At 65.2% G+C, this 14,445-nt stretch carries 12 protein-coding genes; 1 reads left to right on the forward strand and 11 read right to left on the reverse strand.

The features are described 5' to 3' along the window. Positions 1-2: 2 nt before the first annotated feature. The 9 genes from VMF11_04675 to mtnA form a co-directional block, all read right to left on the reverse strand. Positions 3-1,025 carry a formate--phosphoribosylaminoimidazolecarboxamide ligase gene (locus VMF11_04675; protein HTU69597.1) on the reverse strand — a complete coding sequence of 341 codons (1,023 nt, stop codon included), beginning with the start codon at positions 1,023-1,025 and terminating at the stop codon, positions 3-5. After that, a complete protein-coding gene (locus VMF11_04680; protein HTU69598.1) occupies positions 1,022-1,411 on the reverse strand; it encodes a hypothetical protein in 390 nt (129 codons plus the stop codon). Before VMF11_04680 ends, VMF11_04675 begins: the two co-directional genes overlap by 4 nt. After that, positions 1,408-2,178, reverse strand: a complete 771-nt coding sequence (purQ, locus tag VMF11_04685) for a phosphoribosylformylglycinamidine synthase I (GenBank protein HTU69599.1) — start codon at positions 2,176-2,178, stop codon at positions 1,408-1,410. The genes VMF11_04680 and purQ overlap by 4 nt, the downstream gene beginning before the upstream one ends. Continuing rightward, entirely contained in the window at positions 2,175-4,439 is a 2,265-nt protein-coding gene (gene purL, locus VMF11_04690; protein ID HTU69600.1) for a phosphoribosylformylglycinamidine synthase subunit PurL, read from the reverse strand. The genes purQ and purL overlap by 4 nt, the downstream gene beginning before the upstream one ends. Continuing rightward, entirely contained in the window at positions 4,432-5,643 is a 1,212-nt protein-coding gene (locus VMF11_04695) for a phosphoribosylaminoimidazolesuccinocarboxamide synthase (protein HTU69601.1), read from the reverse strand. The genes purL and VMF11_04695 overlap by 8 nt, the downstream gene beginning before the upstream one ends. A gap of 93 nt (positions 5,644-5,736) precedes the next feature. After that, positions 5,737-7,152, reverse strand: a complete 1,416-nt coding sequence (purB, locus tag VMF11_04700; GenBank protein ID HTU69602.1) for an adenylosuccinate lyase — start codon at positions 7,150-7,152, stop codon at positions 5,737-5,739. Positions 7,153-7,178: 26 nt separating this feature from the next. Further along, positions 7,179-9,317, reverse strand: coding sequence for an AAA family ATPase (locus VMF11_04705; protein ID HTU69603.1), 2,139 nt, complete (start codon positions 9,315-9,317; stop codon positions 7,179-7,181). Between the two features lie 18 nt (positions 9,318-9,335). Further along, the gene (locus VMF11_04710; protein HTU69604.1) at positions 9,336-10,322 is read right to left on the reverse strand and encodes a hypothetical protein; all 987 of its coding nucleotides are present in this window, start codon (positions 10,320-10,322) and stop codon (positions 9,336-9,338) included. Then, positions 10,319-11,344 (reverse strand): S-methyl-5-thioribose-1-phosphate isomerase, encoded by a 1,026-nt coding sequence (gene mtnA / locus VMF11_04715; protein ID HTU69605.1) that lies wholly within the window; start codon positions 11,342-11,344, stop codon positions 10,319-10,321. The genes VMF11_04710 and mtnA overlap by 4 nt, the downstream gene beginning before the upstream one ends. Before the next feature lie 454 nt (positions 11,345-11,798). On the opposite strand from mtnA, the gene VMF11_04720 reads away from it, so the two are divergent. Next, on the forward strand, positions 11,799-12,494 hold the full coding sequence (locus VMF11_04720; protein HTU69606.1) for an SCO family protein: 696 nt from the start codon (positions 11,799-11,801) through the stop codon (positions 12,492-12,494). On the opposite strand, the gene ribH is transcribed toward VMF11_04720, so the two are convergent. Further along, positions 12,495-12,998, reverse strand: coding sequence for a 6,7-dimethyl-8-ribityllumazine synthase (gene ribH, locus VMF11_04725; protein HTU69607.1), 504 nt, complete (start codon positions 12,996-12,998; stop codon positions 12,495-12,497). It abuts the gene before it with no gap. Beyond that, the gene (locus tag VMF11_04730; protein ID HTU69608.1) at positions 12,995-14,407 is read right to left on the reverse strand and encodes a bifunctional 3,4-dihydroxy-2-butanone-4-phosphate synthase/GTP cyclohydrolase II; all 1,413 of its coding nucleotides are present in this window, start codon (positions 14,405-14,407) and stop codon (positions 12,995-12,997) included. Before VMF11_04730 ends, ribH begins: the two co-directional genes overlap by 4 nt. Positions 14,408-14,445 lie beyond the last annotated feature (38 nt).

The following is a 14,445-nucleotide window of genomic DNA, read 5'->3' on the forward strand; positions in this document are numbered from 1 at the left end:
GTCTAAAAAACTGAGCCATCATCCAAGACGAAACGCAAGTTATTGGTCAGAAGTGCGTTCTTGATCTCGCGAGCTATCCGCCGTCCGGTCGACATGGGCTCGGAATAGTTGAGGTACGAGTAGGGTGACCCGTCGATGAAGAGGTTGGTTCCCGCCACGATGCGCGCCGAAATCTCCATCACGTAGAACTGGATGTCGGGCGTGATGATCGTCTCGATGCAGAACGCACCGAACAAGCCCTTGGGTCCCGCGATCTCCTTGCTCACCCGTACCACGTTCTCGCCCATCCGTAACGCTTCGGCCAGCATCGATTCGCGCAGGCTCACCGGCTGATTGCCGACCACGACGTAAGACGGACTCACGTCCATGCCTTCCTGAGCCGCCGCCGGAATGCGCCCCAGCGAATCGACGTTGGTTTCGTAGCGCCGGTCCATCGACATGATCTCGAGCCGGTCTTCGAGCGGCGAGTAGAAGTAGTGAATGTAGAGCGGCACGCCGATGATGTACTCTTGAATCGTATACGCCTTCTTCAGCTCTTTCGAGCGCTTCTCGAAGTCGCTCGCGTCGCGGATGAACATGTAGCCTTTGCCGCCGCCCGCCCCGTAAAGTTTCACGATCACCGGCCGGTCGATTTCCTCGCCGGTCTTGAATTGCCGCGGCATCTTGATGCCCGCGCGCGTAAGCCAGTCGCGCTGCAGCTCGCGGCTCGCTTCCCAATCCAGCACCGCTTTGTTGCCGAAGTACGGGATCGTCATGCGTTTGTGTTCTTCGAGCGAAAGATACGCGACGAAGGACCCGTGGGGAACGATGATGACTTTGCGCCGCTCGAGTTCGCCCATCAATCCGGGAAATTCGGAATAGCTGTCGACGGCGATGATTTCGTCGACGAATGCGAACGAGCGATAGAGACGCTCCGTCTCCCGCGTCGGCACGGCGAGCGTGTGAAAGCCTTCGTCGTGCGCCCCCTTGAGAATTTGGAGCGCGGAGTGCGAGCCAAGCGTCGCGATCGTATACGGCCGGTTCATTCCGGATAGATTGCCCTTTCGATGGCGGGATTGCAAAGCAGAGACTCCGCGGCCTGCCGCAGCACGCGCGCTTCGGCCGGGACGTTGGCGGCCTGGTAGAGCCGCCAAGCGACAGGCCGATTGGGATCGTCCTGGACGATCCATAGCTCGCCCGGGCGGGGCGCATCCTGCCCGAGGGCGGTCACGATATGTTTGTTCGGATTGAAGAGCGATTCGTCGCGCTCGACCCGCGCGGCGAGCGTTGCCGCGTCGGGCGTCGCGTCCGAACGCACGATCTGCGCGCGCTCGACCCGTGTCACGTCCACACCCAGCCGGCGCAGGGTAACCAGCGCGGTGTAGGCCGCATTGTCGGGAATCTTCAGATTGATCGCGACCGCATGGTTCATACGCGCCGCACGCCTTCGACGAAACTGCGAAAGAGCAGGTCGCCGCCCGAAGTCGCGAGCATTGCATCGCCGCGGCGCTGGTCAGGATGATTGAACGTCCAGGCATCGCGCTCGGGATGCGGCATGATCGCGAGCACGTTCCCTTCGCGATTGACCAGCGCGGCCGCACCGAGCGCGGATTGGTTGGGACTGGCGCTCTCGTCCACGCTTCCATCCTCGTGCGCGTACACGAACGCAACGTGATCGCCGCTGCGCAGTTCTTCGAGATGCGGTGCATCGGCAGCGAGCCGCCCTTCGCCGTTGGCGGCCCAAGCGGGAATGAGCGCGTCGTGCCGCAGTGCCGCCGTGATCGCGCTGCGTGCCGGTTTCACGCTGAGTTTGACGTGGACGTGCGCGCACACGAAATGCGGCACCGGGCCGTTACGCGTAAATGCCGCCGTCGGGCGGCGAAGCTCGCCTGTCCCCGGCACCAGCCCCGCTTCGAGCAGAATCTGCGCGCCGTTGCAGATGCCCAGCACCAATTTTCCGCCCTGCGCACCGGCGATCACGTGATCCATCATCGCATCGTGCGCGGCGATCGCGCCGGCGCGGATGCGGTCTTCGTACGCAAAGCCTCCGGGCAGCACGTAGGCATCGAACGCGGGCAGCAGCGATGCGCGGCTCCAGTGCACCAGATGCGCGTCGCCGCCGCACTGCGCCAGGATACGCACGGTCTCGCACTCGGAGTTCGTACCCGGAAAGACCAGCACAGCGATGCGCTTGCTCACGGATACACCGCGCGCAGCGGCGCGTACCACATCGAGCGCAGCCGATGCAAATCGAACGCTTCGTCCTCGAGCGCGAGCGTCGGACGGTCGATCGTCACGCCGATCTCGTAGACGCCTTCGACGTCGTCGGCGAGTCCCTCGAACGCCTCGACGTCGTCGGCTGCGACCTCGACCACGAATCCGCCGAACTCGCCGAAGAACGCCTCCAGCTCGCCCACGCTTCCGTGTGTCCATTGCCACGGATCGTCGATCTGCGCACCGACCGGCTCGCGTCCGCGGCGCAGCGTTGCGAACGCCATCTCGCAGATCGCCGTCACCATCCCGCCGTTTCCGATCGCGTGCGCCGAGCGCAGCAGGCGTGCCTGCGTCGCTTCGTACATCACATCGTGTTGGGCCCCGGCCAGCTCGTAGTCGACGCGCGGAAGATATTGATCGCTGCTGCCGAGCACGTCGAGCAGAACCGAGCCGCCGAGTGCCGATTGCGGCCGCGCAACCAGATAGAGCACCGAACCCGCTGCCTTGAACGGCATTGTGACGACCGTCGCGAGATCGGTGAACGCGCCGACACAACCGACGATCGGCGACGCCGGAATCGCGCGCCCCGCAGCCGATTCGTTGTAGAGGCTCACGTTTCCCGAGACGAACGGCGTACCGAATCGTTCCGCCGCCCGCGCGAGACCGTCGATGGCGGCCACCAACTCGCTGTAATGATCGACCTTGCGCGGATTGCCGAAGTTCAAGCAATCGGTCAAGCCGATCGGGCGTCCACCGACCGCCACGACCTTGCGCACCGCCTCGTAGACCGCGTGCTCGGCGGCCACGCGCGCATCGATGCGTCCGTAGCGCGGATTGCCCGCGACCGCGAGCGCTACGCCGAGCGTGCTGCCGGGAACCGGTGCCAGCACGCCGGCATCGGCCGCGCCGCGCGGGAGAACGGTACATCCGCGCACCACGGAATCGTAGCGCCGAAAGAGCGGTTCGCGCGAGCACACGTCGGGATGGGCGAGCACGCGCTCGAGCAATTCATCGAGCTGCATGCCGGTTACCAAGGGCCGCTCGTTCGCGGGTTCGGGCGCGGTCACGTCGTGGAAGGGCAGTTCGTCGCGAATCGATCCGGTGAGAAACTCGCTCTCGACGTCCATCACCACGTCACCGCGATGGCACAGGACGTAGCGCTTCTCCGCCGTGACCACGCCGATCTTGGTCGCGCGCGCGTTGTACGCGATCTCCGGCAGCGTAAATTCGTCGTTGTAGATGCGCAGCAGTTCGGGCGTGACGTCGGGCGGAACGACCCAGAGCAGCCGCTCCTGCGTTTCACCGACCGCGATCACCTCGGGACGCATGCCCTCGATTGCAACGTTGACGGCATCGAGATCGATGCGCGCGCCGTAGCCGCCGGACGCGGTGATCTCGGCTGAGCATCCCATGATTCCACCGGCCCCGAGGTCTTTGAACGCTACGCGAGTGCCCCGCTCGCGCAGAAATCCGAAGACCCGGTAGCTCGCGCGCATCAGCACGCTCTTGAGGAAGGGATCGGGAACCTGCACCGCACCCTTGTTGGCGTCTTCGTCGGCCGCATCGAGCGTGAGCGACGAAAACGACGCGCCGCCGAACCCGCTCGGATCGGTCGCTTTGCCCACCAGCACGATGTCCCAGCCGGCCGCGCCCGGCGGCGCGTAGGAATGAATGATCTCCGACTCCTTGACGATGCCCATCGCGACCACGTTCACCAGGCAATTGTCATCGAAGCGCTCGTCGAAATAGACGTCGCCCGCGATATTCGGAACGCCGATCGCGTTGCCGTATGCGCTGATCCCGTCGACCACGCCTTGCGCAACGTAGCGCTGGTGCGAATGCGGATCGTCGACGCGTCCGAAGCGCAGCGGATCGGCGACTGCGATGACGTGCGCGCCCATGCACAGCACGTCGCGTACGATCCCACCGATTCCGGTCGCAGCGCCTTCGAACGGCACGACCTGCGAAGGATGGTTGTGCGATTCGTGCGCGATAACGACGCCGTAGCGTTCGCCGTTGAATTCACCGAGATGCAGGATGCCGGAGTCCTCGGCCGGTCCCAGCACGACCCGCTCGCCCGCGACCGGGAGCCGCTTCAGCTGATGGCGGCTCGATTTATAGCTGCAATGCTCGCTCCACTGCGCGTCGAACGCGTGCACCTCGACGATCGAGGGTTCGCGCCCGAGCCGCTCGCGAATTCGGGCAAGCTCGTCGGGACGCAGCGCAACCGTCGCGACCTCAGCCAAGCTGTGTCCCCGGGGGCGGCGCTCCGGCCTGCTGCTGCAATTGCGCGTCCGCGTGCAGAATGCTCGAGCGCGCGTTCGCCTGGGTGAGCAGCGTGCGCCCATAGAGCACGGTGTCGTCGAGCCCGAGCATCTTGGCGCAGTGCAACGCGCCGCGCTGCGCAAGCTCCGGATCGGGCGAGGCGTTCATGACCGGCGCGGAAGCTGCCGCTTCCAACATGATCCGCAGCGTGTGATCCCCCGCGACGGCGATGAACACGAGGCGAGCAAACGTCACCTCGAGCTGCTGCACGATCTGCAACACGTATCCCGGCGTCTTCGTTGGGCTCGCGATATGGCGGATGGTCGGGATGCCGAGCTGCTGCAGCGCGGCCGTCATGGCATTGAGCGCTTCGGCGCGCTCGGGCGCGTCGGCGATGACCGCCGCCATACCCGGCCGCATCACCGGGAACGTGCCGACCAGATCGGCGACTTCTTCGTAGGCTTGCTTCACCTGCGCGAGCCCCGCCTCATCGACGGTTTGCAGGTTGCGATAGATCTGCTTGTCGAGCATGCGATCCTCGCGCCCCTGGGGCCAGATGCGCCACGAGTCGTTGTCGATCACGTCGGCGAGCACGATCTGCCCTTTGTCGTTACCCGACGTCAACCGGCCGAATTCGACTTTGAGATCGACAAGCAGCACGTCGCGCCGGCGCCAGGCATGGGTAAGGATGTCGAACGTCAAGCGCGCAAGCTCGGTCATCGCACCGACTTCCATCGGCATTGCGATTCCGCGCGAGATGATTTCCTCCGGCGTGATCTGCGGGTCGTGATTGGCGTCGTCTTTGAGAAAAAACTCGATGACGCGCGGCACCAGCAGCATGCCGCGTGCGACGCCCGGGTTGCGCCGCACGAACGATCCGGCCGCAACGCCCCGAACCACGACTTCGAGTGGAATCATGTTGCATCGGCGCACCAGCATCTCGTTGTTGTCGTCGTCCTCGCCGCCGCTCAAATAGTGCGTCGGCAACCCGCACAGGTTCAGCAGCCGGAAGACGCGCGCGGTCGTCTGCGCCGCCAATCGTCCCTTACCGGGAATCTCGTTGCGCCGCGCCCCGTCGCCGGCCGAAATCTGATCGGTCTGCGCCACGACGAGCTGATCCGGATGCCCCGGATTCTCGTATAAGACCTTCGTCTTGCCGTGCCCAACCTCAAGCCCTTTATTCATTTTGAAGGCGCTCCGCCCCAGGCTTCGCGCCCCCCACTTCGCGGGGCGCCTGCAAAAGTGACATCGAGACCACGCCGATCTGCTCTTGTCATCTCAAATCTCCACTTGTTTTTGCCTTGGGAACTCGGGCATTGCGTCGATGCGGTCGGCCAATGCCAGGGCGCGCTGCGGCGCAGTGCCGACGTGTTCGCCGGGATCCAGCAGACGCCGAATCTCGGCCGGATCGAGCAGTGCGGTGAGCGCCGGGTCGGCGGCCAGTGCATGCGCCAGCGGATTGTCTTCGCCGCGCGCCAGCGCATCCCACGCCTGCATCGCCGCCGTGCGAATCCGCTCGTGCAATTCCTGGCGGTCGCCGCCGGCCCGCGCCGCCTCCATCATGACCGCCTCGGTCCCGGCGAAAGGCCCATACGTTCGCAGGTTGTGCGCGATGCGGCGTTCCTCGACGCGCAGCCCGTCGATCACTTTGCGTGCGAGCGTCACGATCTCGTCGGCGCAGAGCAGCGCTTCGGGAAGAATGACGCGCCGGTTCGCGGAGTCGTCGAGCGTGCGCTCGAGATAATTGGTCGCCGCGTTCTGCCACGCGACGTCGCTGTAGCTCACGAGCAGACGGGCGAGTGAATCGATGCGTTCGCACAGAATCGGATTGCGCTTGAAGGGCATCGCGGAACTGCCGACCTGCGCGCGGCCAAACGGTTCGGCGACCTCGCCGAACTCGGGACTGCTCAGAATGCGCACGTCGGCGGCAAATTTCGAAAGCGATGCACCCAATCCCGCGAGACCCGAGAGCAAAAGGTAATCGAGCTTGCGGGTGTATGTCTGCGTGCTCACTTCGCGCGCGCGCAAACCGAAGCGTTCGAGGACGAACGCTTCGAGGGCCGCGGACGTGCCTTTGTGATCGAGCAGCTGCTCGTACGAGGCCGCGGTGCCCACGGCTCCGCGCAGCCCTTTTGTCGTCAATTGGTCGAAGACGAAGCGTAAGTTGGCATCGTCGATCGTGAGGTCTTGCGCGTAGGTCGCAAGCCGGTACCCGAGGGTGGTCGGCTCGGCCGGCTGCAGATGCGTGAACGCCATGCATACCAGGTCCGCATAGGTTCGGATCTTCCCGGCGAAGCTGTGCAGCAGACCGTACAGGTTCGCGCCCACCGCCGCGAGCGCGAGGCGCAGCCGGTAGGTCTCGACCGTATCCTCGATGTCCATCGAGGTCGCGCCCAGGTGCAGCTTACCGCCGCCGATCGTCGCTTGCGAAGCGAAGACGCGGATTTCCGCCATGAGGTCGTGGTGGATCTCGCGTTCGATCGCGAGCGCGCCGTCGATATCGATCTCGTGCGCGTGCGCGCGCAGGTCGGCGACTTCGCTCGCAGAGATCAGTCCGGCACGTTCTTGCGCCTGCGCGAGCGTCACCCAGACCGCACGCCAGAGCGTACGGCGTTCCTCTTCGGAAAAAAGCGAGCGTAGCTCGGCGCTTCCGTATCTCCAAGAGAACGGCGAGGCGTACGTACGGTAATCCATGGGACGAACATGTCGTTCGCCTCCGGCTAGAGGGCTGCCTCGTCGCCTTTCGTCGCAGCCTCGGCCGCGCTGCTGCGGCCCTCGAAGTCTTGGCGTTCGATCGTCACGCGATCGGGTGATCCGGCATCGATCGCGCGCAGCGCCGCCTTGCGGCCGGCTTCGTCGACGAAGTGCCGGAGCTGCTCCGCCGTCATGCCGTCGGTGAGCGCGGCGAGTTCCTCCATCGCCGCCTCGAGATCGAAGCCGAGCGGTTTTCCGGCAAGCAGGTCCCGCAGCATGATGCACCGCGCTTCGGGAATGAGCTTGGTGAGATCGATGAACTCGCTGAACCGGGAGCGCAGTTCGGGGTCGAGGACGGCCTCGTTGCCGGTCTCGGCGACGATGAAGATCGGCAGCTTTTGCTGGGTGAGCTGATCGATGCGCACCGCCAGATGGGCAACCGATCCGGGATCGCCGTATTCGGGAATCTCGACGACGACGATCGCTTGCGATGCGCTATACGCATCCTTCAGCGCCGTATCGATGTCGTCGATGACGGCTTGGATCACCGGAAGGCCGGTTTGATCGATCAGGCTCTTGATCGCGCTGCGGCGCGCATCGGCCGAAGGCCCGGCAAAGAGCACGGCGCGCGGGACCGTGATTCCCTGCGATTCCATCGTCGCAACGTGTGCGAACATGGCGGCGATCAGCCGCGAGCGCTTGGCGACCGGATCGGGAAGCTCTTCGCCGGGCTCGGCCGGCTCCTGCGCTGCCGCCTCGGCCTGGTCCGGGGAGAGCACGATCGTCGGCGCCTCGCCGCCGGCCAACTCGACCGGCGTGACGTCGATAACGGTGCCGAAGTGCGTGAAGATGGCCGGATCGAGCCCCTCGCGCGTGTTCGCCGCGGCCACGACCCAGACGTCGCTGCGGCCTTCGAGCGCTTCCCACTCGCTCCAGAGCGCTTGCACGACCTCGCGCCGCATCGACTCGTACGCCGGTGAACCGGTCGTCGTAAAAAAGCGCTCGGCTTCGTCGATGAAGATGATCGAGCGCGCGCGCTTGGCGGTGGCGAAAATTCGCGAGACAGTCGAAGCCCCTTGCCCCACGTAACCGATCTTGATCTGCGAGAACGAGAGATGCAAGAGCGTCGCGGCCGAGGCGCGCGCCAGAGTTTGCATCACGTCCATGAGATCGACGCGATCGTTGCCCAAGATGAACAGACCGCGCGCCGCCGCCGGATCGCCCAACCGAAACAGCAGCACCTGGCGCAGAAACTGGTTGCGTACCGGCAGCGGGAACGCGAGCCCCTTGACGATCACCGCCGTGCCGTCGAATTCGCGGTATTCCTCCTCGAGGCGCCGCAAACGGTCGTCGACATTCTTGCGCTTCCCCGTGCGGCCGACGATCTCGCGAAACTCGCCGGCCTGGGTCGCGACCTGGGGCAGATGGCGTTCGAGCGCGCGCTGAAAGAACACGCCGTACGAACGGATGAACGGGTTTTCGAGATCGGCGTGCACCAGCGTTGGTTTCTTGTCGGGAAAGCGCGTGAGCAGCACGTTGCTGCGCCGTTCGTCGATCACTTCGACGAACGTCTCGTCCAGCGCGTCGCGTTCGCGGACGCCCGGAATTTTCCAGGCGCGGTCCTCCAAGATTCCCTCGATCGGGCCGTCCAAACCGATCAGGGGATGATTGAGGCCCGGCTCGTAGCGCGTGAACGCAACGAAGCGCACGTCCTTTCCGTCGCCGTTCAAATACGAAGCGCGCGCCTTCTTTATCGGTGCCAGGCACTGATCGCGCGCGACCACATAGCCGATCAGCCCGAGCACGAGGTAGAGCGCGACCGCAACGAACGCTCCGGCGAGCTGCCAGAAATAGATGAAGCCGGCGGCGGCCAAGACAAAGCCTGCCGCCGCGATCAATTGGTAGCTTCCAATCCAACCCAGGGTCAGCGCGTCGGTCAGGTTGTCGCGCTCGCGCATCTGCTGTTGCTGGCCGAAGACGTCGCGCCATGCCGCCCCGACCATCGTGTCGATCGCCGTCCGGATCGCGGCAAGCCGCTCCCGATCGGCCGCGATTTCGCGGTCGAGTTCGTCCCGTTCGGCGCGCACCCGTTCGATGTCGTCTATAAGCTGTTGCTTTGGATCGACATCGCGGGACGCGGACGAGGCTGAGTCAACGACGTCCATAACCTCAGTTATCGGCAGTTACCGGCGGCTCATTCCCGCGAGTTCGGCGGTGATCCGCTCCACCAGCGTTCGGTGGTCGTCGGGGTCGTTTCCGGCGACTCCGGTCACGATCGATTCCACGCCGCGCACCGCCCGTTCGTAGGCGATGCGCGCCCGGCGCTCGCCGACGCGGCCCGCGATCGGACGCAGCACGCGCTCGCGCCATTTTGCACGTGCCGGCAACTCCCCGCCCGGACGCGCCAGCTCCCAGAGCAGACCGCACTCGGTTGCAAGCGCGGAGAGCAGCGGAATCGCCGCGCCGCGGGGATCGCTTGCAAAGAACTCGTGCGCGATACCGAGCGCTTCACCGAGGTTCCCTTCGACGAGCGCGCTCGCGTAACGGTACGCTTTGGGGTCCTCGATCGACAGCGATTCGCCCTCGAGGTCCTTGTAGGTGATCTTCTTTCCGGCCAGCGCGAGCTTCTCCAGGTCGTTGCGCACGCTCGCGAGATCGGCTTGGCTGCGAGCCAGCTCGTTGCGTACGCGCGGTTCCGCTTTTGCGCCCAACCGTTCGAGCAGTTCGTCGATGTAGCGCGCGCGCGTTTCCTCGTTGGCGGTGGTGTCGATGCGCAGCGCAGCGCGGCCGGCCTGCGCGCCGAGCGGCTCCGGCCGCTGCGAACGCGGCGAAAGTAGGTCGAGCACGATCAGCGTGTTTCCATCGGGCACCGATTCCATCACTTCAAAAAGTTCGCGGCGCGGCTGCGCCCGCAGCGTCTGCGCGTCGCTTACGACCACCACCCGGCGGTCCGCCAGAAACGGCATCGCCGAGACGGCTTCCCGCGCGCGCGCCGCATCGTTCCATTCCGATGCGGGAATGCGTTCCAGGTTGAGTTCGCGCATGTCGGGCGGCAAGAGGCGATCGAGCAACACGTCGAGCGCGCGATCGGCCAAAGCGCGATCGGTGCCTTCGATTACGACGAGATTCCCGATCTTTGGGGCCTTGTCGATGAAGTCATAAAATTTCACGAGAAAAGGACGCTCGCGTTCGGGCGCAGTTCGAGCGACGGAATCGTCTCGTGATAGGGCGGACGAATCACGCCGTACTCGGTGACGAACGCCGTGATCAAGTGGCCCGGCGTGACGTCGAAGGCCGGATTGTAGACGTGCGCGTCGGCGGGCGCGACCGGCACCTCGCCGAACCCGGTAACCTCGCGAGCCGCACGTTCTTCGATGTGGATCGACGCACCGGAGTCGAGGCTGAAATCGAAAGTCGAGCGCGGCGCGGCTACATAGAGTGGAATCCCGTGATGCGCAGCATTGATCGCAAGACCGTAGGTTCCGATCTTGTTTGCGGTATCGCCGTTGCGCGCGATCCGATCCGCCCCGACGATCACGACATCGATGTGTTTTCGCGCCATCGCGAGCGCCGCCGCGGCATCGACCTGCAACGTGGCATCGACGCCCGCGTCGGCCAGCTCGAAATAGGTTAGCCGGCCGCCCTGCAGCAGCGGGCGCGTCTCGTCGACGAACACGTGCGGCGACTTTCCGGCGCGCTGCGCTGCGATGATGACGCCGAGCGCGGTGCCGCCGCCGGCCGTCGCGAGCGGTCCGGTGTTGCAATGGGTGAGGATGCGCGCGCCTTTGGGAATGAGGTCGAGGCCGGCATCGGCGATGGCGGCGTCGATGGCAATCTGCTCGCGGTGGATGGCCTGCGCTTCAGCGTGCATATCCGCCGCGGCGAGGACGCGGTCGACCGCCCAGGCGAGGTTGACGGCGGTCGGGCGCGCGTCGCGTACTCGACGTGCCGCGGCAGCGAACTCTTCGTCGTTCGCGATCGCGTCGCGCAGCAGGGCGACGCCGTACGCGCCGAAGATGCCGATCGCCGGAGCGCCGCGCACGGCCAGTGTTTGAATCGCCGCTTCGATCTCGTCGACGGTGCGCGCGCGTTTGCGCTCGAGCGCGTGCGGAAGCAAGCGCTGGTCGAGATAGACCAATTCGTCGCCGTCGAACGCGACGGCAACGAACTCGTCGGGTGTGTGGCTGGGCATGACCGGAGTCCCTTTCGGGACGCCCGGCTTAGACCCCGGCCGGGACCTGGGCGGTGTAACAGGCGCGGCAATACACCGGACGGTCACCGCGCGGGCGGAACGGGACGGTGGTATTGACGCCGCAGGAAGCGCAGACGGCCTCGAAGCTGGGACGGGACCCAATTGGAGCGGCAGCGTGGTCGCCGTTCTGAGCGCGCCGCGCTTGGCGGCACTCGCGACAGCGTTGGGGCTGGTTTTGGAAACCTTTTTCGGCGAAGAACTGCTGCTCGCGTGCTGAAAACACGAATTGGTTGCCACAGTCCTTGCAGGTCAGCATCTTGTCTTCCACTGGGACGGAGCCTCCGGAGTATCAACCGTTAAGGCCGTGTAAATTGCGACTTTTGTGAGACTCCTCCCTTCCTGAGAGCGGGCGAATTCCCGCCCTCTTCCCAGCCCTACCGTATCGTCATCCCTGATGGTACTTCCATGGGTTCCGACGGTCGTGGTCGGCGAGCGTTTGCCGGCCGATCCGGTGCTGGTCGATCAGAACGGCGCGCGGCTGCGCTGGAGCCGCTTCAAAGGAGAAGCGTTCGCCGTTGCGTTCATCTACACGCGCTGTCGCGAGGCCGCCGAGTGTCCAGCGACCTCAGCCAAGTTCGCGGAGCTGCAGCGCGAACTTCCCCCGGCGGCCCATCTGCTCGAAGTTACGATCGACCCCGCGTACGACACGCCGGCCGTGCTGCGGCGCTACGGCGAGATGTTCGGCGAAAATCCCGCGCGCTGGACGCTCGCGACCGGTGATCCGCAAACCGTGCTGAGCTTGGCCAAACGATTCAACGTGCTCGTCGCGCCCGGGCGCGAACCCGGTCAGCTCGAACACGGGGAAGCGATCGCGGTCTTCGACGCGCAGGAACGGCTCGTCTCGCTCACGGCGGGCAACTCGTGGCAGCCGCGCGAGATCCTGGCCGAATTGCAGAGCGCCGGCGGGCAGCACGCGAGCCTGCTCGATCGGGTAACGCTCTCGTTTCGCAATTTCGGCGTGGCCTGCGGCGCCGCGCTCACGCTGAACGATCGCTGGTCGCGTCCGCTCGCCGCGCTGATTCTGATCGCGCTCTTTGGGCTGATCGCCGGAACGTCGTTCGTCTTGCTGCGCGCGCTGCGCAGCCTCTAGCTACGAGCGAAAGCCGGCGCGTGGGAGTTTCGCCGGGATATCGATCAGCGATGCCGCGGCGATCGCCGCCTGATAGCCCTTGTCGCCGCGCGCGGGATCGGCGCGTTCTTGCGCCTGCGCGAGATTCTCGGTGGTGAGTACGCCGAAGCCGATCGGAACGCCGGCGTCGAGCTGCACGTTCATCAGGCCGCGAGCGCACTCGCCGGCGACGAAATCGAAATGCGGCGTTTCGCCGCGAATGACCACGCCCAGCGCCACGACGGCGTCATAGCGGTCGGCGTCGATCAATTTGCGGCATGCCAGCGGCAATTCGAAACAACCCGGCACCTCGACCAGATCGATGTCCTCGCTCGCGACGCCGCAATCGGCCAAGGCACGTTGCGCCCCGTCGATCAACCAGTCGGTCAATTCGCGATAGAACTGGGCTGCGACGATCGCGAAACGGCGGCCGGCGCACTGCGGCGCCGGTTGCGAACGCTTCCCGTTTCCCTCGCCCGGCTTCACGACGCCGCGACCGTCTCATCCAACATGTGGCCGAGCTTCGCGCGTTTCGTCGCCATGTACCGCTTGTTGTGCACGGTCGGGGCGGTCTGCATCGGCACGCGACCGGTGATCTTGATGCCGTACCCTTCCAGCCCGAAGATCTTCCGTGGGTTGTTGGTGATCAAGCGCAGTTCTTTGATCCCGAGGTCGGCCAGAATCTGCGAGCCGATGCCGTAGTCGCGCTTGTCGACCGGCAGGCCGAGCGCGAGATTCGCCTCGACGGTGTCGGCGCCGTGATCCTGCAACTCGTACGCGCGCAGTTTGTTGGCCAGCCCGATACCGCGGCCTTCCTGCCGCAGATACAGAAAGACGCCGCGCCCCTCTTGGGCGATCATCTCCATCGCGCCGTCGCGCTGCGCCGCGCAGTCGCAGCGAATCGAGTGCAGCGCATCGCCGGTAAGACATTCGGAGTGAACGCGCACGAGCACGTCCTTGCCGCTGCTGATGTCGCCCATGACGAGCGCGACGTGCGTATTGCCGTCGATCGTCGTTTCGAAGGCGACGCCTTTCCAGTCTCCGGTGGTGGTGGGCAGGTTGAATTCAGCGATTCGTTTGACGAGTTTTTCGGTGCGCATACGGTATGCAATGAGATCCTTGACGGTGATGAGCCGCAGACCGTGGCGGTCGGCATAGCTCCGTAACCCGTCGAGGCGCTCCATCGTTCCGTCCTCGGCCATGATTTCGCAAATGACGCCGGCCGGATAGAGCCCGGCCAGCCGCGCGAGATCGACCGAGGCCTCGGTTTGACCCGCGCGCACCAGCACGCCGCCTTCGCGCGCGCGCAGCGGAAACGTATGCCCCGGGCGCAGGAAATCGGCTGCGGATGCCTCGGGATCGAGCAGCTTTCTGATCGTCGCGGCGCGATCGTGTGCCGAAATGCCGGTGGTGGTGAGTCCGCGCGCTTCTACCGACACGGTAAATGCCGTTTCGTGAACGGCGGTGTTGTCTTTCACCATCTGCGGTATTTGCAACTCGTCAAGACGCCGGCCGGAGAGCGGAACGCAGATCAAGCCGCCCGCTTCCTTGCGCATGAAGTTGATCGCGCCCGGCGTGACCTTCTCGGCCGCCATCACGAGGTCGCCTTCGTTTTCGCGATCCTCGTCGTCGAGCACGACGACCATCTTTCCGGCCCGGATATCGTCGATCGCGTCTTCGATCGAATCGAACGGCGTCGCTCGTTCGGACGGGGCGGGCGCAAGCTCGGGCAGGACGGCGGTGAGCCGCTGCAGCGTGCGGTACGAGGGCTCGCGCCGCCCGGCGCGCAGCAGCGAGACGGCCGACTCGGTGATGCCGGCCCGTGCCGCCAGCTCGGCGCCGGAGAGCCCCGCCGCCTCGAGCGCGGCGTTCAAGGAGACGGCGAATTCGCTCATAGGGCTTCACCCTAGCCGTGGACTTGACAATTGTCAAG

Source organism: Candidatus Baltobacteraceae bacterium (assembly GCA_035502855.1).
Taxonomy (GTDB): Bacteria; Vulcanimicrobiota; Vulcanimicrobiia; order Vulcanimicrobiales; family Vulcanimicrobiaceae; genus Aquilonibacter.

Coding starts and splice junctions, on each gene's coding strand:
- VMF11_04680 (HTU69598.1), bottom strand. CDS start 1,411: ATGAACCATGCGGTCGCGATCAATCTGAAGATTCCCGACAATGCGGCC.
- VMF11_04730 (HTU69608.1), bottom strand. CDS start 14,407: ATGAGCGAATTCGCCGTCTCCTTGAACGCCGCGCTCGAGGCGGCGGGG.
- VMF11_04720 (HTU69606.1), top strand. CDS start 11,799: ATGGTACTTCCATGGGTTCCGACGGTCGTGGTCGGCGAGCGTTTGCCG.
- mtnA (HTU69605.1), bottom strand. CDS start 11,344: ATGCCCAGCCACACACCCGACGAGTTCGTTGCCGTCGCGTTCGACGGC.
- purB (HTU69602.1), bottom strand. CDS start 7,152: ATGGATTACCGTACGTACGCCTCGCCGTTCTCTTGGAGATACGGAAGC.
- VMF11_04675 (HTU69597.1), bottom strand. CDS start 1,025: ATGAACCGGCCGTATACGATCGCGACGCTTGGCTCGCACTCCGCGCTC.
- VMF11_04695 (HTU69601.1), bottom strand. CDS start 5,643: ATGAATAAAGGGCTTGAGGTTGGGCACGGCAAGACGAAGGTCTTATAC.
- VMF11_04705 (HTU69603.1), bottom strand. CDS start 9,317: ATGGACGTCGTTGACTCAGCCTCGTCCGCGTCCCGCGATGTCGATCCA.